Here is a 17,949-nt window from a genome sequence, read left to right as displayed (position 1 = left end):
CCGGGACAGCCCTCTCGGACTCTCTACAGCCATCAGGAGGCTTCGTATGACCAAGCCGACCACCAGCAAGCCCACCACCAGCAACTCGGGAATCCCCGTAGCCAGCGACGACCAGTCGCTCACCGCCGGCGCACAGGGCCCGATCCTGCTGCACGATCACTACCTCATCGAAAAGATGGCGCAGTTCAACCGCGAGCGAGTCCCGGAGCGCGTCGTGCATGCCAAGGGCGCGGGCGCGTTCGGCGAGCTCGAGATCACCGGTGACATCAGCAAGTACACCAAGGCGAAGGCGTTGCAGCCCGGCGCGAAGACCGAGATGCTGGCACGGTTCTCCACCGTCGCCGGCGAGCAGGGTAGCCCCGACACCTGGCGTGATCCGCGCGGCTTCTCGCTGAAGTTCTACACCGAGGAAGGCAACTGGGACCTCGTCGGCAACAACACGCCGATCTTCTTCGTCAAGGATCCGATCAAGTTCCAGGACTTCATCCGCAGCCAGAAGCGCATGCCCGACTCCGGTCTGCGTGACAACAACATGCAGTGGGACTTCTGGACCCTCTCGCCCGAGTCGGCGCACCAGGTCACGTGGCTCATGGGTGACCGCGGCATCCCGAAGTCGTTCCGCCACATGGACGGTTTCGGTTCGCACACGTACCAGCTCATCGCCGAGGACGGCACGAAGACCTGGGTGAAGTTCCACTTCAAGACCGATCAGGGCATCGACTTCCTGACGCAGGACAAGGCCGACGAGGTTGCGGGTACGTCACCCGACCACCACCGTCAGGATCTGTTCGGGTCCATCAAGAACGGCGACTTCCCCAGCTGGACCCTCAAGGTCCAGCTCATGCCGTACGACGAGGCCGAAAACTACAAGTACAACCCGTTCGATCTCACCAAGGTCTGGTCGCAGAAGGATTACCCGCTCATCGAGGTCGGCAAGATGACCTTGAACCGGAACCCGGAGAACTTCTTCGCACAGATCGAGCAGAGCTCGTTCGAGCCGTCCAACACCGTGCCCGGCATCGGCTTCAGCCCCGACAAGATGCTGCTCGGCCGCGTGTTCTCCTACGCGGACGCGCATCGGTACCGCATCGGAGCGAACTACGCGCAGCTGCCGGTCAACGCCCCGAAGTCCGAGGTCAACTCGTACTCCAAGGACGGCAACATGCGGTACTCGTTCAACTCTCCGGAGACGCCCGTCTACGCGCCGAACTCCTTCGGCGGTCCGTCGGCGGACACGAACAAGTACGGCGACGACGGAGCGTGGGACTTCGAGCCTCGCTTCGTCCGCACCGGCTACATCGAGCACCCCGAGGACGGCGACTTCGTGCAAGCGGGAGCCCTGGTCCGCGAGGTCATGGACGATGCGCAGCGCGAGCGTCTGGTCGGGAACATCGTCGGACACGTCCTCAACGGCGTCAGCGAGCCGGTTCTGAGCCGGGTGTTCGAGTACTGGACCAACGTCGACCCCGAGCTCGGCAAGAAGGTCGAGGAAGGTGTTCGGTCGCAGCAGAACGAGACCGCTCCCACCACCGGTGCCGGCGCGATCGACGATCCTGCCGACGAGGCCGCCAAGGTCTGATGCGTCCGTTCCTGGGATCGGCGTCACAACGACGCCGATTCCGGAACAACCGGCGCGATGCCGCCGTTGTGCAATACAGACGGAAGCACAATAATGGCGTGCGATGCACACCGTCGTACAACGGCAGGGAGGCCACATCATGACGAACCCCATCACCAGCACCCTCGACGCAGGTCAGCAGAAGATCGCGGGCGACGCTCTGCAGGGCACTGTCGTCGACCTGATCGATCTCTCGCTCATCGCGAAGCAGGCGCACTGGAACGTGATCGGCAAGAACTTCCGGTCCGTGCACCTCGAGCTCGACGAATTGGTCACTGCTGCACGTGAATTCACCGATCAGGCGGCCGAGCGCGCTACCGCTATCGGTGTCAGCCCGGACGGCCGGGCAGCCACCGTCTCCTCGACGGCCGGAACCAAGGGCTTCGGTGCCGGGTGGACCCAGGACAGCGAAGTGGTGCCGGCCATCGTCGACAATATCGCTGCCGTCGTCGATCGGCTGCGTGGACGCGTCGCCGATACCGCGGAAGCCGACCCGGTGACGCAGGACCTGCTCATCGCCATCACTGCTCGGCTCGAGCAGCTGCACTGGATGTGGCAGGCCCAGGCCAGCTGAAACCTGAATTCGATGCGGGCCCCTCACCGGTGGTGAGGGGCCCGTTTTGTTTGCGTGTACAGCCCATGGGTATTCGTACGCCCATGTCTGAAAGTGCTCCGAAGGTCGACGCGGTGTTGTTCGATATCGACGGCACGCTCGTCGATTCCAATTACGTCCATGTCGACGCGTGGTCCCGCGCGTTCCGCGATGCCGGGCACGAGGTGTCGTCGTGGCGCATTCATCGCAGTATCGGGATGGACGGGTCGAAGTTGCTGGAGGCGTTGGTCGGTTCGTCCGACAGCGCGCTCGCGCAGGAAGCGAAAACCCTGCACGGGGAGTACTACGCGGCGGCGTCGAAGACCTTGGAAATTCTGCCGGGTGCACGGGAGCTGTTGGCAGAGCTGAACACTCGCGAGGTCACCGTGGTGCTCGCGACGTCCGCTCCGGAGTCCGAGCTGTCGACGTTGCGTGATCTGCTCGAGGTCGAGGATTCGGTAGCGGTGGTGACATCCGGCGAGGACGCCGAGGTGGCGAAGCCGGAGCCCGACATCATCGGTGTTGCGCTCGAGCGCGCCGGCGTCGACGCCGAACACGCGATCATGGTGGGAGACAGCGTGTGGGACATCGAATCCGCGGGCCGGGCAGGGGTGCGGGCCATCGGCGTGTTGAGCGGCGGTATCTCACGCGCAGAGCTGCTCGACGCGGGTGCGGAGGCAGTGTTCGACGACCCGGCCGATCTGCTGGAACACCTCGCCGAGAGCCCGATCCTTGCCGACAAGGCAAGTGCTTGAGCAACTTCCGAAAGCCTTGTCCGAGGGTCGACGGGTACGTCCCTGTCGAAGGTTACGGCGCGATCGGTGACGGCCGAACCGTCGCGATGATCGCCGACGACGGCCGCATCGATTGGTTCCCGGTACCGAATCTCGATTCACCACCGCCGTTCGCCTCGCTGCTCGACGCCCCGCACGGTGGGTACATCGAACTGACACCCAGAGACGAGTTCACCGTCGAGCGCGAATTCGTGCCCGGCACGAACGTTCTGACCACCACGTTCCGCACCGACAGCGGTACCGTCCGAATCACCGACTCGCTCAACACCGGTGTGGCCGGGCGATTGCCGTGGGTGGAGTTGGCACGCCGTATCGACGGACTGGACGGAACAGTGGACATGACGTGGTCCGTCGCACCGGGCACAATGCTCGGTATCGCGTCGCCGTGGGCGTACGACACCGAGCACGGAACCGTTCTACGCGTCGACGGATTGACGCTGGCAGTCCGGACTTTGGGGATCGAAGACGTGCAACTCGCGGATCGCGACATCAGCGGCGTCTTCACCACGCGCTCGGGTTCGCGTCACGTCATCGGTGTGGTCGGAACCGAGAACGAGCCACTGCCGCTGCCGGATCCTCAACACCTCGACGAGGGCATCGACCGGACCATCGACAATTGGCGCGTCTGGTCGGACGAGTTCTCGTACGAGGGCCCGTGGGCGAAGCACGTTGCTCGCAGCGCGTTGGCGTTGAAGCTGTTGCTGCACAGCCCATCCGGTGCTATCGCGGCGGCAGCGACCACGTCACTGCCCGAGAATCGCACCGGTGGCAAGAACTGGGACTACCGGTACGCCTGGGTTCGCGACGGCGCGTACACCATTCGGGCGCTGCAACGGTTCGGTCTGCGTGAGGAAATCCATGCTGCGGTCGCGTGGTTGCTGAGGGTCATTCGAGTCAACGATCCGTTGGTGAACGTGTTCTACACCCTCGGCGGCGAATTGCCGGGCGGCACAGAGCAGCCCGACGTGCCCGGCTGGCGCGGCATCGGACCGGTGGTCAACGGCAACGCCGCGGCGGACCAGCTCCAGCTCATGATCTTCGGAGACCTGTTCTCGATCATTCGGCAGTACGTGGACGCGGGCAACATTCTCGACGCGCAAACCGGCCGGCTGTTGGCGACCATCGCGGACGAGGCCTGCGACTCGTGGCAGCGCAAGGATGCCGGTATCTGGGAGCTCGAGGTGGAGCAGCACTACACGAGCTCGAAGCTGGGGTGCTGGCAGGCACTGGACTGCGCGGTTCACCTGGCCGAAGCCGGGGAGATCCCGGGCATACCGGATCGGTGGAAAGCCGAGAAGGAGTGCATACGGCGGTACATCGAAACCGAGTGCTGGTCCGAGGAGCGGCAGACCTACCTCGCGTACCCGGGTGCCGACGGGCTCGACGCGTCGGTGCTGTTGGCAGCCGAGATGAACTTCGATCGCGGAGAACGTATTTCGGCCACGATCGATGCGCTCGGCGAGGAGCTCGGTGCCGGGCCGTTGATGTACCGCTACAGCGGAGTGTCCGAAGAAGAGGTCACGTTCGTGGCCTGCGCGTTCTGGCGAGTGTCGGCGCTGTCGTGCGTCGGCCGAGACGACGAGGCCACGGCCCTGATGGACCAATTGGTGGAAATGTCCAACGACGTCGGGCTGTACAGCGAGATGATCGATGCTTCGGATGGGTCGTTTCTGGGTAACTTCCCGCAGGGCTTGAGCCACCTGGCCCTGGTGAATGCGGCGTTGACCATCGCGCGTTCGCACGACGCCACAGCCTGACAACCGACCTCTAGCGCAAAGTGGGATCGAATGGATTTGGGAATCGACGGTAGAGCCGCACTGGTGACCGGAGCCGACTCCGGCATCGGGTGGCACACTGCGAAGCTGCTGCTGGCCGAGGGCGTCCGTGTGGTCGTCAGCGACAAGGACCAGAGTTCGCTGGACGAGGCCGCCGCGAAACTCGGTGCAGCGGAAGGACAGCTGTTCGCGTTCGCCGCGGACGTGACCGACACCGAGGCCGTCGAGAACCTGGCAGTGCGCACGCAGCAGGCCGTGGGCGACATCGACATTCTGGTGCAGTCCTCCGGCGTCACCGGCGCGCAGGGGCTGTTCCACGAGATCGACGAGGAAGGGTGGCGCTCCACCCTCGACATCGACCTCATGGGCCCGGTCCGCCTACTGCGCGCGTTTCTCCCCGCCCTCCGGCGCGGTGGATGGGGGCGCATCGTGCTGTTGACGTCCGAGGACGCCGTGCAGCCGTACGACGACGAATTGCCCTACTGCTCGGCCAAAGCCGGAGTTCTGGCTCTGGCCAAGGGGCTTTCGCGCAGCTATGCGTCGGAGGGCCTGCTGGTCAACGCGGTCTCCCCGGCATTCATTCACACCCCGATGACCGACGCGATGATGGACAAGCGAGCCGAAGAGAAGGGCACCGACAGAGACGGTGCCATCGAGAGCTTCCTCGACGAGGAGCGCCCGTACATGGAACTGGGACGCCGCGGCGAACCCGAGGAAGTGGCCTCGGTGATCACGTTCCTGTGCTCGGACCGCGCGTCTTTCGTCAACGGATCCAACTACCGAGTCGACGCCGGTTCCGTCGCAACAATTTAGGAGAACAGCATGACCAATTTCGGATACACGTTGATGACCGAGCAGAGCGGTCCCAAAGAGCTGGTGAAGTACGCCGTCGGAGCCGAGAAGGTCGGCTTCGACTTCGAGGTCAGCAGTGACCACTACTCGCCGTGGCTCTCGTCCATGGGCCACTCTCCTTACGCGTGGACCACTTTGGGTGCGGTCGCGCAGGCCACCGAGCGCGTCGAGCTGATGACGTACGTGACGTGCCCGATCATTCGGTACCACCCGGCCGTCGTCGCCCAGAGGGCCGCGACATTGCAGATCTTGGCCGACGGACGCTTCACCTTGGGACTCGGCAGCGGCGAGAACCTCAACGAGCACGTCGTCGGTGAGGGCTGGCCCTCCATCGACAAGCGTCAGGACATGTTCGTCGAGGCGCTCGAGATCATCCGCGCACTGCACGCCGGTGGCCTGGTCACGTACGAGGGCAGGCACTTTCGCGTCGACTCCGCTCGGATCTGGGACCTGCCCGAGGGCGGCGTCCCGATCGGCATCGCAGCCGGCGGCGAGAAGGCCGTGGCGAGGTTCGCCGAGTACGGCGATCACCTCATCGCCACCGAGCCGGACGCAGACCTCGTCAAGGCGTGGTCGGACAACCACGAGGGCCCGGCGCGCTCCATCGGCCAGATCCCCATTTCGTGGGACCCCGACAAGGACGCCGCCATCGATCGCGCACACGACCGTTTCCGCTGGTTCGCCGGCGGTTGGGCCGTCAACGCGGATCTGCCGACGACGGCCGGTTTCGCCGGTGCGACGAAGTTCGTCCGCAAAGAGGATGTGGCCGACACGATCCCGTGTGGACCGGACCTGGACGCCATCGTCGAGGCCGTAAAGCCGTACTGGGAGGCCGGGTACACCGACATCGCGCTGGTTCAGGTGGGCGACGAGACCCAGGAGCGCTTCCTGGCCGAGGCGGCCGGCCCACTGTTGGAGAAGCTGCGCGCTGCGTCGAGCTGAGCACACACGACGAGGCCCCGATCGAGACCATCGATCGGGGTCTTGTCGTTGTGCGGCAGTGCTACCGAGCCAAGCGCGGCAGGTTCTTCGAGATGCTCGACGTCAGTGCCTTGCCGACGATCGCGGCGAGACCGGGGATCGGGGCGTCGAATCCAATTGTGTAGTCGAGTTCGGTACCGCCGTCAGTGGTGGGGGTCAGCTTCTGCACACCCCAATGACCGCGTAGCGGGCCACCTTTGGTGATGCGGTACTCGATGAGGGTGTTCGGCTCCGAGACGGTTGTGGTCTCCTCGAACGCGGGGAGTGGCCCCAGCTTCAGGCTACGAGCCGATCCGACGCCGTTGCGGGAGGTGTCTCCGTCGCGCACCCGGCGGATCTTGGCCAGGAACAACGGGCCGAGGTTCTCGTGTTCGGACAGCGCCGCGAAGACGACGTCGGGAGACGAAGCGAACCGATGGGTGACATGAACGCGGGTGGGGGTCGGCATGCCTCACAGTAGCGCCGATCAGGCAAAGAAAAGGGACCCGCTCGATTGAATCGAGTGGGTCCCTTTTCGTGGTCCAACTGTCGGGGTGGCGGGATTCGAACCCACGACCTCTTCGTCCCGAACGAAGCGCGCTACCAAGCTGCGCCACACCCCGTGTACCGCTGGAGAAGTCTAACTCACGACTGCCTCAGAACGCGAAACGCCCTCGTCGGAGACGTCCTTCGGGCCCTTTCTGGGGGCAGGAGTGAGCGTGATCAGGGTTGCTTCGGGGCGGCAGCAGAAGCGGGCAGGCGCGTACGGCGAGGTCCCGAGACCGGCCGACACGTGGAGCTGCGTGTGCGCGCCCCACTTGGACGGACCCTTGACCCGGGAACGGTCGATCTCGCAGTTCGTCACCAGCGCACCGTAGAACGGCAGGCACAGCTGGCCGCCGTGGGTGTGCCCGGCGAGGACGAGGTCGTAACCGTCCTGCGCGAACTTGTCCAACACCCGGGGCTCGGGGGAGTGGGTGATGCCGAGGCGCAAGTCTGCCAACGGGTTCGGCTGGCCGGCGATGGTGTCGTAACGATCGCGCTTCAGGTGCGGATCGTCGACGCCCGCCGATGCGATCCGGACGCCGGCGACCTCGAGTTCGCGGCGCACATGCGTCACGTCGAGCCAACCGCGTTCGGAGAACGCAGCCCGCAGATCACGCCACGGCAGCGACTCGCCCGTCGTGCGCTTGTGGTTCTTGTCGAAGTACTTGAAGGGGTTCTTCGGCTTGGGCGCGAAGTAGTCGTTGCTGCCGAACACGAACAGCCCTGGACGCGACAGCAGCGGCCCGAGAGCCTGCACGACGCTGGGAACGGCGCGTTGGTGCGACAGATTGTCGCCGGTGTTGACCACGAGGTCGGGTTCGAGGCGGTCCAGTTCGCGAAGCCAGTTCTGCTTCATCCGCTGGCCCGGCATCATGTGCAGGTCGCTGATGTGCAGTACTCGCAGCGTCGCGGAGCCGGGTTCGAGCACCGCCATCGACGTCTCACGGAGCGTGAACGCGTTGCGCTCGACGAGGGTGGCGTAGCCGATGCCCAAGGCCGCAGCACCCGCCGTCCCGATCACCGAGCTCTTGAGCGGTGCCGCTCTGACGACGTCGCGCGTGTGCTCGGCAACCGACCGCAGTTGCGTGGAGGCACTGCGTAGTTGCGCCGAGGTTGGCAGTAACGAGGAACTGAAGTGAACGGCCACCCAGTCCACGATACGGCAGCAAGCCGATATGGACGCGCGAGCCGACGGCTGGGCCGCGTAGCGTTTCTGCCATGTCCGAACTCAAGGCCCGTATCCGAACCGACCTGACCACAGCGATGAAAGCGAAGGACAAGCTCCGGCTGGCAACGCTGCGCATGATCCTCGCCGCCATTCAGACCGAGGAGGTCTCCGGCAAGGAGGCCCACGAACTGACCGACGACGACGTCCTGAAGGTGCTGGCGAAGGAATCGAAGAAGCGCGGCGAATCGGCCGAGATCTACACGCAGAACGGCCGCGGCGAACTCGCCGCCAACGAGCACGCCGAGGCGCAGATCATCAACGAGTACCTGCCCACTCCGCTGACCGACGAGGAACTGGCCACCATCGTCGATACCGCCATCGCCCAGGTCGCCGAGGAGTTGGGCGAGCGACCGGCCATGAAGCAGATGGGCCAGGTCATGAAGATCGCGTCGGGACTCGCTGCCGGTAAGGCCGATGGATCCCGCCTGTCGAAGGCCGTCAAAGACCGTTTGTGACCACCCATGTGAGTGGAACCTCGTAGTCCACTACGAAGTTCCACTCACATGCGGCGAAGCCGCTCAGCGAGGAGCGGTGAGCCCGGGTATCGCCGGTATCTGGATACCCGGCGGCAGGTCCGGTATCTGGATACCCGGCGGCAGGGCAGGGGCCGGAGCCGGTGCCGGGCGAACCGATCCGTCACTGACGTAGATCGTGATGTTCGATCCGGGAACCGCACTACCCGACGGTGACGTCGACACCACGGTTCCGCGCGCAGCCTGATCGGCCGTCGTCACCGCGGTCACCTGGAAGCCCGCACCCTGCAGCGTGGACGTCGCGGACGACTGGCTCTGGCCGGTGACGTCGGGAACCTGACCGTTGGCCGAACCGCGGACGTACTTCTGATCGACCGGTGGAAGTTGGACGGGCCCGAAGTTGGTGGCGATCGGGCTCATCGCGTCGAACCAGGTTCTCGCGGGTTCGTTACCGCCGTACAGGTTTCCCGAACCGCAGGGCCGCAGCGGGAACGAGCAGATCTCGCTGGGCGTCGGTGAGTCGCCGTAGGTGTACACGGCGGCGGCGTAATTGTTGGTGAACCCGAGGAAGCCCGAGGATCGGTTCGACTCGGTGGTACCGGTCTTGCCGGACATCGGCAGGTTCCAGCCGGCCGAGGCAGCGGCGGACGCGGACGTGCCACCTGCCTGGTCGTCCTTGCTCATAGCGTTGGCGAGGGTGTTCGCCAGACCGGGTTCGACGACCTGCTCGCAGGCCTGGTGAGCGACGGGAACGGGCTTGCCGTCGCGGTCGAAGATCGAGTCGATCGGGGTCGGCGGGCACCATTTGCCACCCGAAGCCAAGGTCGCGGCCACGTTGGACAGCTCCAGCGGGTTCACCCAGGTGGGTCCGAGGGTGAACGACCCGAGGTTCTGACTCTTCTGGAAATCGGCCATCGACTGCTCGGCACCCGAGGAACCCGGGTCGGTGTACGAGCGCAGGCCGAGACGGACGGCCATGTCGACCGTCGGCGTGACGCCGACGGACTCGATCAGCTTGACGAAGGCCGTGTTGGGGGACTGAGCCAACGCGTCGGTGATCGACAGCGCGGGTGGGTAGTTGCCCGCGTTCTCCACGCAGTAGGTGGAGGCCGGGCAGTTCCGAGCACCACCGTCGCCGACGCCCTTGACCTCCACGCGCTTGGGGACCTGCAGCGTTGCGCTGGTGCCCAGTCCGCGTTCCATGGCGGCGGCCGTGGTGAAGATCTTGAAAATGGAGCCGGCTCCGTTACCCACGAGGGAGTGCGGTTGCGGCTGCACGGTCTCGTCGGCGTCGGCGTTGAGGCCGTAGGTGCGGCTGCTGCCCATGGCCAGGACGCGGTGCTGGTCCTGGCCCGGGGCGACGACGTTCATCACCGTCGCCACGCCGTCGAGCGAGGGGCTGGTGTTGCTGACCAGGGCGGCCTTGGTGGAGTTCTGGACCGCGGGGTCGAGCGTCGTGCGGATGAGATACCCGCCCTTGTCTATCTGCTCCTGGCTGATTCCGGCCTGAGCGAGGTACTGCAACGCGTAGTCACAGAAGAATCCTCGGTCTCCTGCCGCAATACAGCCGCGGGGCAGGGTCTGAGGGACGGGCAGCACACCGAGGGGCTCGGCCTTGAGTGCCGTGAGCTCGGCCGCACGCTCGGGGAGGTTCTGGATCATCGTGTCGAGTACGGTGTTCCTGCGCTCGATCACACCCTCTTCGTTGGTGTATGGGTTGAGGGCGGAGCTGGACTGGACCATGCCGGCGAGCATCGCGGCCTGGACGGCGCTGAGCTGGCTGGCATCGATGCCGAAGTACGTCTGAGCCGCGTCCTGGATGCCGAACGAGGCATTACCGAACGGCACGAGGTTGAGGTAGCGGGTGAGGATCTCGTCCTTGGTCAGTTCCTTGTCGAGCGTCAACGCCATCCGGATCTCGCGGATCTTGCGGGCGGGCGTCGTTTCGATGGCGGCGCGTCGCTCGGCGTCGGTCTTTGCCACGACCAGCAGCTGGTAGTTCTTCACGTACTGCTGGTCGATGGTCGATGCACCCTGCTGGACCTGGCCGCTGGTGGTGTTGGTCAGGAACGCGCGCAGCGTGCCCTGCCAGTCGACGCCCTGGTGCTCCGCGAAGCGCCGGTCCTCGATGGAGACGATGGCCAGCTTCATCTCGTTGGAGATCTTGTCGCTCGGTACCTCGAAGCGGCGCTGCTCGTACAGCCACGCGATCGGGTTGCCGTTGACGTCGGTCATCGTCGAAACAGCAGGTACGGCACCCTCGACCAACTCGGCCGAGACGTTGTCGACGGTATCGGCGGCGCGGTTGGACGCGAACCCGAACCCACCGGCCAAGGGGAACATCACGCCGGCGAGCAATGCACCGGCGAGTGCTGAACATCCGGCGAGCTTCGCCACGGTTTTTCCAACTGACACAGAGCACAGCGTACGTGTGCCTCGCTCGGATCGGCAGTGCCCCGCATGCGTTGTGCGCTGCGCCCCTGCTCGGGACGCCCGTACCAGAAATGTGACCTCACCGTCTTGCATTCGGGGCCGGGGTTACCTAAATTATGAGCACAGTGTGATTCGCATAACACTTGATAATGAATGTGGGGCAGCTCCTAGAATTTGTGCTTCGACACCGAGGTACAAACTGCTCGGAGCCTCCAGGACGCCCAGTGAGGGCGACCGAGACGTAAAGGGGATCCGCCATGCACACGACAACCGCGCCGACGCGACTCGATGTAGAGGAAGCAGAAGCACGTATCGCTTGGGTGTCACACGCTCGGTGCAAGGGCACGGATCCGGACCAGCTGTTCGTCCGGGGTGCAGCGCAGCGCAAGGCCGCGACCATCTGCCGGCACTGCCCGGTTCTGATGCAGTGCGGTGCGGATGCGCTCGACAATCGCGTCGAGTTCGGTGTGTGGGGTGGCATGACCGAGCGTCAGCGCAGGGCACTGCTCAAGCAGCACCCCGAGGTCGACTCGTGGTCCGAATTCTTCGAGACCCAGCGTCAGCAGCAGGCGGCAATCTGACCGCCTGCCGGAACGGCCGATCAGCCTCTGCGGGTCAGCTGGTCGGCCACCGCGCGTAGTGCGGCGAGGTCGGAGACCTCGAACGGCAGGGACGGAACACCGACGATGGGCACGCGGGGGTGCGCGCCGGTGAAGCGTTTGAGCAACCGCACCTCGCGCGCCGCGGTCACCGCGCGTTGAGCGTGGATACGCAGCACCGCAGCAGTCAATTCGGCACCGGGGTCGTCGATCCGGTCCAGGAGATCGGCGGCCGTGGCTGCATGATCGGCCTGCACCGACGACAACGTCGGATGCGTCCGGTTCACCACCAGTCCGGCCAGCGGCATGTTCTCGGCGGAGAGTCGCTCGACGAAGAACGCGGCCTCACGCAACGCGTCGGGCTCGGCGGCAGCGACAACGAGGAAACTGGTGCCGTCCTCGCGGAGCAATTGGTATGTGCGCGTGGCGCGTTCGCGGAACCCGCCGAACATCGAATCCAGCGATTGCACGAAAGCCGAAGCGTCGGACAGCATTTGGCTGCCGATGACGGTCGAGACGCCGCGCATCGCCAGGCTCATCGCGCTGGTGACGACGCGGGTGATGCCTCGTCCGGGAGCGGTCAGCAGCCGGATGAAACGACCGTCGAGAAACGACCCGAGCCGTTGCGGAGCGTCGAGGAAGTCCAACGCGTTGCGCGACGGCGGAGTGTCCACCACGATCAGATCCCACGACGCGTCGAGGGACAGCTGGCCCAGCTTCTCCATCGCCATGTACTCCTGCGTGCCCGAAAAGGACGACGCCACAGTCTGATAGAACGGGTTGGCCAGAACCTGCGCCGCCTTTTCCGGCGTCGAATGTTCGATGACCATCTCGTCGAACGTGCGCCGCATGTTCAGCATCATCGCGTGCAGTTCGCCCTTGGCGTCGGCACCCAATTTCACCGGCTGCGGGCTGTTGTCGAGGTCGCCGAGCCCGAGGGCCTGAGCCAGCCGGCGAGCGGGATCGATGGTCAGCACGACGACACGTCTGCCCTGTTCGGCGGCGCGCAGAGCCATCGCCGCTGCGGTGGTCGTCTTCCCGACACCGCCTGCGCCGCAGACCACGACGATTCGTGACGCGGGGTCGGTGAGGATGCGGTCGACGTCGAGTTCGGTTGCTGCTGGTCGAGTCATCGGACACCCTGTTCTGCGAGCGTGGCGGCGAGCTCGTACAAGCCGCCGAGGTCGACGCCGTCGGCCAACATCGGCAGCGTCATGCGTGCGACGTCGAGTTCGTCGAGTTGTGTTGCGCTCTCCACCTGAGCGGACAGCGTCGACGCGTGCTCGATCGATTCGGTCAGGAGACCCGCGAAGTCGGCCTCGGACAACGTGATTCCGGTCTTGGCCAGACCCTCCTGAATTGCGACGGCGTCGATCTCGCCCTCGGCGATGGGTTCGAGGGAGTCGGCAGGCAGGTACGTCGGCTCGGTGCGGTTGACGATCACCGTGCCCAGGCGGAGGTCGGCTGCTTCGAGCTCGCGTACCGCATCTGCCGTCTCCTGCACCGGCAATGCTTCGAGCAGGGTGACCAGGTGCACGACGGTGTCCGACGAATGCAGCAACCGCACCACGCCCTCGCTCTGCGAGCGGACCGGGCCGCCCTTGGCCAGGTCGGCCATGGCCTTGGTGACGTCGAGGAAGTTTCCGATGCGGCCGGTGGGCGGCGAGTCGACGACCACCTCGTCGTACGCGCGGTTGCCCTTCTTGTCGGTGCGCACCACGCACTCCTTGACCTTGCCGGTCAGCAGTACGTCACGCAGGCCGGGCGCGATGGTCGTCGCGAACTCGATGGCACCGATCTTGCGCATCGCGCGGCCGGCGAAACCGAGGTTGTAGAACATGTCGAGATACTCGAGGAACGCGGTCTCGATGTCGATCGCCAGCGCGTAGACCTCGCCGCCGCCGTCCGCCGAGGCGACGCGGGTCTCCACCGGCGGGAGCTGCGGCACGTCGAACAGCTGCGCGATGCCCTGCCTGCCCTCGACCTCCACCAACAACACTCGCCGGCCACCCGCGGCCAGCGCCAACGCCAGCGCGGCAGCGACCGTCGACTTACCGGTACCGCCCTTGCCGGACACGAAATGCAGCCGCGCGGCATCCGCCTTCGCCGGCCATCCCTCTTGCTTCGATGTACCCACGCCTCGACCATATAGAGACGCGATGCCGGTCGTCCGACAGAACCGAGAATCACCCGATCGCAGTGACGCACCCCTCGTACTCCGGTGGGCGATAGGCTTCGAGTCATGAGCGAAAAGATCATCTGGGAGTACTTCACCGCACCGGTGCTGATTCACGCCACCAAGCAGATTCTCGACAACTACGGCTCCGAGGGCTGGGAGCTCGTGACGATCATGGCGGGACCGAACGGCGGCGACACACTCGTCGCGTACTTCAAGCGTCCGAAGGGCTGACGCCGTGGCGAACTGGAGCGAACGCCTCTCCGAGCTGGGCATCGAGCTGCCCGACGTCGTTCCGCCGCTGGCCGCGTACGTCCCCGCCGTACAGGTGGGTTCGCTCGTCTACACCTCCGGTCAACTGCCGATCGTGGACGGAAACCTGACCTCCGTCGGCAAGGTGGGTGCCGACGTGTCGGCCGAGGACGCCACTGCAGCGGCGCGGATCTGTGCGTTGAACGCGCTGGCCGCGGTACATGCGCTGGTCGGTATCGACTCGGTCGCACGCGTGATCAAGGCCGTCGGCTTCGTCGCTTCCGCGGAGGGCTTCACCGGTCAGCCGGGTGTCGTCAACGGAGCATCGAACGTCATCGGCGAGATTTTCGGTGACGCAGGCAAGCACGCCCGCTCGGCCGTCGGCGTCGCGGAACTTCCGCTCGGTGCGTCGGTGGAAGTGGAGCTCATCGTCGAACTGCAGTAGTCGACGTCCCATGGAGTGCACCGCAGGTCTCGTCGATTGCGGAACGCAGCAGGTCGGCATACACGGCGTGATCGGGGACCGTCGTCGGGCAGGCCGTCACACAGACGGTGACGACGTCCCCGTATCCGTACACGGCGTGGGTGATGCTGCAGCCCGGGCTCAGTGATGCGACCCCCGCGCACAGGGTTGCCCGGCTCGACCCCAACTCGAGGTCCAGACCGGTTCGATTGACGCTGGTCACCACGGTATGGCTGGTGACACGCTCGGGCGTTCCGCTGCGAGGCGCGACGAGCCGAGCGCGGCGACCGAAGCCGAGCAGTAGAGCGGCGGGGTAGAGCTCGGCCGACCGGGTGGCGTCGATGTGGCGGCGATCGTTCACGCGTTCACGCTGCAGGTTGAGCGCGTGCGCCACTGCCGATGCTCGGTCGGGCACGTCGGTGAGCTCGGGATGCAGATCGACGGCAGCCGGGACGGTTCGGTTGACGGCAGGCCAGGCCGCCGACGTCTCGATCGCGGTGGGCACTGTGGCGCGGATGCGGGTGCCGACCCTCTCTCCGTGCGCCGCGAGATACGTCGACAACGCCGCTCCGACGGCGGTGAGTGCGGTAGCCGTGACGGTGGCCGGCCCGCCTGTCCACTGCGACTTCGGGAACTGCAGGACGTGCACCGCTCTCGTTTCGTCGGGATGGGCGTTGACGCGCGTGGGTTCGACCGGTGCGGGGGCAACCAGCTCCCCGGTCCGCACGGCGTCGAGATACGTCTGCTGTGCCCGCCCCATCCGCCGCTGCGACCGCGCCCAGCGGTAGGGCAGGAGCGCCGTCGCAACGACCGCATCTCGCACGCGACGTGGACGAGAGACGGCAGGGTCGTCGGGGAACGTGACGTTGTCGGTCGGCTCGTCCGGTCCGAAGAGAGCTCGAACGATGCGGGTACCGACCGACCCATCGGACAATGCGTGGCTGACCTGAACGATCACGACAGTGGCCGCACCGCGGATACCGTCGACGCCCGACAGGCCCCGGCCGACGTGCACGGTCCATGCCCGCGTCGTCGCATCGACCGGAACGCACGCGCGTTCGGCCAGAAACGAATTGAGTGTGTGACGACCGTCGGAGAGATCGTGGTCGACCACGTGCTCACGAGGCGGCGTCGGGTCCCTGATCCATCGGGGGTACTCCAACAGACCCACCGCATCGCCGATGCGAATCTGCAGTCTCGGAACCAATCGAGCGCGTCTCTCGACGTGGGCCACGACGTCGTCGAACGTCGGTGGCTCGTGGTCCCCCGAGTCGAAGACGAACGTCGTGTACTGGTCCATCGAGCGGTGCGGGGCCGAGGTGTAGTGGAACATCGCATCTTTGACGTCCATGGTGGTCACACGATCAGGGTGCCCACTCCCGCGCCCGATCAATCACCCTCTGCAAGTGCAGTCCTCGGTGTACCGAGCATTCGTGGTCGACACCCGATTCCACCGACTCGAGGAACTCGTCCAGCAGTACGGCGTAGCAGTCGGTCGACGACGTGGATCGGTCGGTGAAGGTGTCGACTCCAGCGGGTCCGGACAGCTCGATCCGCATGAGCGACGGCATGACCGGTGTCCGCAGCGACAATTGGACGGTGCTACGCGCGCCTCCCTCGTGTTCGAGCAGAACGGTCCAACTGTCCGACGCCACGTCGCGGTGCGAGTAGGCAACGCGCGCAATGGTTCCCAGTGCCGCGTCGAGGAGATCGAAGACGTGTGGCCCGATGTCGAGGATCGCCCCGTCGTCGTGTCGCCACTGCGATTCCGAGTACGCCCCGCCGAGAGTGGCACCGGAGAACCAGGTTCCGGAGCCGGCTGCCCAGGGGCGGCCCGCTGTCGAGGCGAGGAATTGCCTTGTCTCCGGGGCGAATCGGAGTGTCAGAGTCACCATCGAACGAACTCCGGCGGTGGTGACGGCCTCGGCCAGTTCTTCGGCCTCTGCCACGGTGGCGGCAATGGGCTTGTCCAGCAACACATGTTTGCCTGCTCGCGCGGCGCGGAGCGCGAACCCGGCTTGCACGGCCGGTGGTACCGCGAACGCCACCGTGTCGACGGCATCGAGCAGGGCGTCGAAGGACTCGTAGACGGGTGCACCCAACTCGGCCGCGGCGTCCGGTCTGCGGGCCCACACTCCGGTGAAGTCCACTCCCGGATGGGCGAGCAGCGAGGGGGCCTGAGTCTTGCGGGCCCAGGGGCCGGCTCCGACGAGTCCGATCTTCATATGCGTCGACGTTAGTCGTCGTCACCGGTCCTGTTCCACCTCGAGAACAGTGGGCGTCCTACAGTGTTTCAATGGCCGACTCGAACTTGACGCATCCCGCCTACGGACTGGTCCGGCACGTGACGCCCACGGCGTCGGTTCTGCTCGCGGAGAACCCGGGCAAGATGACGCTGGACGGAACGAACACGTGGATTCTGCGGGCACCGGGTTCCGAGGAGTGCATCGTCGTCGACCCGGGTCCCAAGGACAAGGCCCATCTCGACGCCGTCGCCGCGTCGGGCACGGTGGTGCTGACCCTGGTGACCCATCGCCATGCCGATCACACGGCGGGGTTGAAGCGGTTTCACCGCAAGACAGGGGCACCGGTGCGGGCGGTGGGGGAGAAGTTTCTGCACGGTGGCGGCGAGCGGTTGGCCGACGGCGAGGTCATCGATGCGGCGGGTCTACGGATCCGGGTGCTCCACACGCCCGGTCACACGGCGGATTCGGTGAGCTTCGTGCTCGACGACGCGGTCCTGACGGGAGATACGATCCTCGGCCGCGGCACCACGGTGCTCGACCCGAAGGACGGCTCGCTCGCGGACTATCTGAACTCGCTCGATCGACTCGAGGCCGCCGGTGCGGGCAAGACGGTGTTGCCGGGGCACGGGGCCGATGTTCCGGATACCGCCGAGGTGGCGCGACTGTATCGCGCTCACCGTCGGCAGCGGCTGGATCAGGTGCGGGCGGCGTTGGCCGAGATCGGAGACGACGCCAAACCGATGCAGGTGGTGCGCCACGTCTATTCGGACGTGGACAAGAAGTTGTGGCCGGCTGCGCGGATGTCGGTCAAGACGCAGCTGGCCTACCTCAGGGAGAACTAGCTGTAATGAGCAGGGACGTTGTGGACGGCGTGGCAGCGACAGATAGGTGAGGACCTCCGGTATCGGTGTGGTTACCACAACTGCACCGACAACCGAGAGG

At 65.6% G+C, this 17,949-nt stretch carries 18 protein-coding genes and 1 tRNA gene; 11 read left to right on the top strand and 8 right to left on the bottom strand.

What is annotated here, in order from left to right; all coding sequences use genetic code 11:
- Nucleotides 1-46: 46 nt before the first annotated feature.
- The 6 genes from CH268_RS10660 (at nt 47) to CH268_RS10635 (ending at nt 6,573) form a co-directional block, all read left to right on the top strand.
- Nucleotides 47-1,579: a catalase gene (locus CH268_RS10660; protein WP_027494511.1), complete on the top strand. Its 1,533-nt coding sequence runs from the start codon at nt 47-49 to the stop codon at nt 1,577-1,579.
- 139 nt (nt 1,580-1,718) lie between these two features.
- Entirely contained in the window at nt 1,719-2,192 is a 474-nt protein-coding gene (locus CH268_RS10655; protein WP_027494510.1) for a Dps family protein, read from the top strand.
- Between the two features lie 83 nt (nt 2,193-2,275).
- Nucleotides 2,276-2,965 (top strand): HAD family hydrolase, encoded by a 690-nt coding sequence (locus CH268_RS10650; protein ID WP_094663895.1) that lies wholly within the window; start codon nt 2,276-2,278, stop codon nt 2,963-2,965.
- Nucleotides 2,962-4,761, top strand: coding sequence for a glycoside hydrolase family 15 protein (locus tag CH268_RS10645; RefSeq protein ID WP_094663893.1), 1,800 nt, complete (start codon nt 2,962-2,964; stop codon nt 4,759-4,761). Before CH268_RS10650 ends, CH268_RS10645 begins: the two co-directional genes overlap by 4 nt.
- A 30-nt stretch (nt 4,762-4,791) precedes the next feature.
- Nucleotides 4,792-5,592, top strand: coding sequence for an SDR family NAD(P)-dependent oxidoreductase (locus tag CH268_RS10640; protein WP_027494507.1), 801 nt, complete (start codon nt 4,792-4,794; stop codon nt 5,590-5,592).
- A gap of 9 nt (nt 5,593-5,601) precedes the next feature.
- The gene (locus tag CH268_RS10635) at nt 5,602-6,573 is read left to right on the top strand and encodes an LLM class F420-dependent oxidoreductase (protein ID WP_094663891.1); all 972 of its coding nucleotides are present in this window, start codon (nt 5,602-5,604) and stop codon (nt 6,571-6,573) included.
- 61 nt (nt 6,574-6,634) lie between these two features.
- On the opposite strand, the gene CH268_RS10630 is transcribed toward CH268_RS10635, so the two are convergent.
- From CH268_RS10630 to CH268_RS10620, 3 genes are all read right to left on the bottom strand, one after another.
- Entirely contained in the window at nt 6,635-7,060 is a 426-nt protein-coding gene (locus CH268_RS10630; RefSeq protein WP_027494505.1) for an SRPBCC family protein, read from the bottom strand.
- Nucleotides 7,061-7,140: 80 nt separating this feature from the next.
- Nucleotides 7,141-7,214, bottom strand: a tRNA-Pro gene (locus CH268_RS10625).
- 17 nt (nt 7,215-7,231) lie between these two features.
- On the bottom strand, nt 7,232-8,158 hold the full coding sequence (locus tag CH268_RS10620; RefSeq protein ID WP_228139376.1) for a metallophosphoesterase: 927 nt from the start codon (nt 8,156-8,158) through the stop codon (nt 7,232-7,234).
- Nucleotides 8,159-8,355: 197 nt separating this feature from the next.
- Here CH268_RS10620 and CH268_RS10615 point away from each other — a divergent pair, with 197 nt between their 5' ends.
- A complete protein-coding gene (locus tag CH268_RS10615; protein ID WP_027494503.1) occupies nt 8,356-8,820 on the top strand; it encodes a GatB/YqeY domain-containing protein in 465 nt (154 codons plus the stop codon).
- Nucleotides 8,821-8,883: 63 nt separating this feature from the next.
- On the opposite strand, the gene CH268_RS10610 is transcribed toward CH268_RS10615, so the two are convergent.
- Entirely contained in the window at nt 8,884-11,235 is a 2,352-nt protein-coding gene (locus tag CH268_RS10610) for a penicillin-binding protein (protein WP_027494501.1), read from the bottom strand.
- Nucleotides 11,236-11,528: 293 nt separating this feature from the next.
- Between CH268_RS10610 and CH268_RS10605 the strand changes: the two genes are divergently transcribed.
- Nucleotides 11,529-11,852, top strand: coding sequence for a WhiB family transcriptional regulator (locus tag CH268_RS10605; RefSeq protein ID WP_008712729.1), 324 nt, complete (start codon nt 11,529-11,531; stop codon nt 11,850-11,852).
- A 20-nt stretch (nt 11,853-11,872) separates the two neighbouring features.
- Here the strand turns inward: CH268_RS10605 and CH268_RS10600 are convergent, their stop codons facing one another.
- Both CH268_RS10600 and CH268_RS10595 read right to left on the bottom strand, forming a co-directional pair.
- Entirely contained in the window at nt 11,873-13,003 is a 1,131-nt protein-coding gene (locus CH268_RS10600; RefSeq protein WP_027494500.1) for an ArsA family ATPase, read from the bottom strand.
- Nucleotides 13,000-14,007 carry an ArsA-related P-loop ATPase gene (locus tag CH268_RS10595; protein WP_027494499.1) on the bottom strand — a complete coding sequence of 336 codons (1,008 nt, stop codon included), beginning with the start codon at nt 14,005-14,007 and terminating at the stop codon, nt 13,000-13,002. Before CH268_RS10595 ends, CH268_RS10600 begins: the two co-directional genes overlap by 4 nt.
- Before the next feature lie 105 nt (nt 14,008-14,112).
- Between CH268_RS10595 and CH268_RS10590 the strand changes: the two genes are divergently transcribed.
- Nucleotides 14,113-14,280, top strand: a complete 168-nt coding sequence (locus tag CH268_RS10590) for a DUF4177 domain-containing protein (protein ID WP_072691993.1) — start codon at nt 14,113-14,115, stop codon at nt 14,278-14,280.
- A gap of 4 nt (nt 14,281-14,284) precedes the next feature.
- Entirely contained in the window at nt 14,285-14,743 is a 459-nt protein-coding gene (locus tag CH268_RS10585; protein WP_027494498.1) for a RidA family protein, read from the top strand.
- On the opposite strand, the gene CH268_RS10580 is transcribed toward CH268_RS10585, so the two are convergent.
- The gene (locus tag CH268_RS10580; protein WP_255182359.1) at nt 14,724-16,112 is read right to left on the bottom strand and encodes a wax ester/triacylglycerol synthase domain-containing protein; all 1,389 of its coding nucleotides are present in this window, start codon (nt 16,110-16,112) and stop codon (nt 14,724-14,726) included. The two genes, CH268_RS10585 and CH268_RS10580, sit on opposite strands and share 20 nt — an antisense overlap.
- 13 nt (nt 16,113-16,125) lie before the next feature.
- Nucleotides 16,126-16,986 (bottom strand): Gfo/Idh/MocA family protein, encoded by an 861-nt coding sequence (locus CH268_RS10575; protein WP_094663887.1) that lies wholly within the window; start codon nt 16,984-16,986, stop codon nt 16,126-16,128.
- Nucleotides 16,987-17,057: 71 nt separating this feature from the next.
- Between CH268_RS10575 and CH268_RS10570 the strand changes: the two genes are divergently transcribed.
- Nucleotides 17,058-17,849: an MBL fold metallo-hydrolase gene (locus CH268_RS10570; protein WP_032384056.1), complete on the top strand. Its 792-nt coding sequence runs from the start codon at nt 17,058-17,060 to the stop codon at nt 17,847-17,849.
- Nucleotides 17,850-17,949 lie beyond the last annotated feature (100 nt).

Source organism: Rhodococcus sp. 06-1460-1B (genome assembly GCF_002258475.1).
In the GTDB taxonomy this organism is placed as follows: Bacteria; Actinomycetota; Actinomycetes; order Mycobacteriales; family Mycobacteriaceae; genus Rhodococcoides; species Rhodococcoides fascians.
Note: the sequence above shows the minus strand (reverse complement) of the source record. Positions and strands in the feature narration are given on the sequence as shown.

Bases quoted from the DNA above. Each gene is read 5' to 3' on its own strand.
- CH268_RS10570 (WP_032384056.1), top strand. From the start codon at position 17,058: ATGGCCGACTCGAACTTGACGCATCCCGCCTACGGACTGGTCCGGCAC.
- CH268_RS10640 (WP_027494507.1), top strand. From the start codon at position 4,792: ATGGATTTGGGAATCGACGGTAGAGCCGCACTGGTGACCGGAGCCGAC.
- CH268_RS10590 (WP_072691993.1), top strand. From the start codon at position 14,113: ATGAGCGAAAAGATCATCTGGGAGTACTTCACCGCACCGGTGCTGATT.
- CH268_RS10655 (WP_027494510.1), top strand. From the start codon at position 1,719: ATGACGAACCCCATCACCAGCACCCTCGACGCAGGTCAGCAGAAGATC.
- CH268_RS10615 (WP_027494503.1), top strand. From the start codon at position 8,356: ATGTCCGAACTCAAGGCCCGTATCCGAACCGACCTGACCACAGCGATG.
- CH268_RS10650 (WP_094663895.1), top strand. From the start codon at position 2,276: ATGTCTGAAAGTGCTCCGAAGGTCGACGCGGTGTTGTTCGATATCGAC.
- CH268_RS10575 (WP_094663887.1), bottom strand. From the start codon at position 16,986: ATGAAGATCGGACTCGTCGGAGCCGGCCCCTGGGCCCGCAAGACTCAG.
- CH268_RS10580 (WP_255182359.1), bottom strand. From the start codon at position 16,112: ATGGACGTCAAAGATGCGATGTTCCACTACACCTCGGCCCCGCACCGC.
- CH268_RS10605 (WP_008712729.1), top strand. From the start codon at position 11,529: ATGCACACGACAACCGCGCCGACGCGACTCGATGTAGAGGAAGCAGAA.
- CH268_RS10600 (WP_027494500.1), bottom strand. From the start codon at position 13,003: ATGACTCGACCAGCAGCAACCGAACTCGACGTCGACCGCATCCTCACC.
- CH268_RS10660 (WP_027494511.1), top strand. From the start codon at position 47: ATGACCAAGCCGACCACCAGCAAGCCCACCACCAGCAACTCGGGAATC.
- CH268_RS10630 (WP_027494505.1), bottom strand. From the start codon at position 7,060: ATGCCGACCCCCACCCGCGTTCATGTCACCCATCGGTTCGCTTCGTCT.
- CH268_RS10635 (WP_094663891.1), top strand. From the start codon at position 5,602: ATGACCAATTTCGGATACACGTTGATGACCGAGCAGAGCGGTCCCAAA.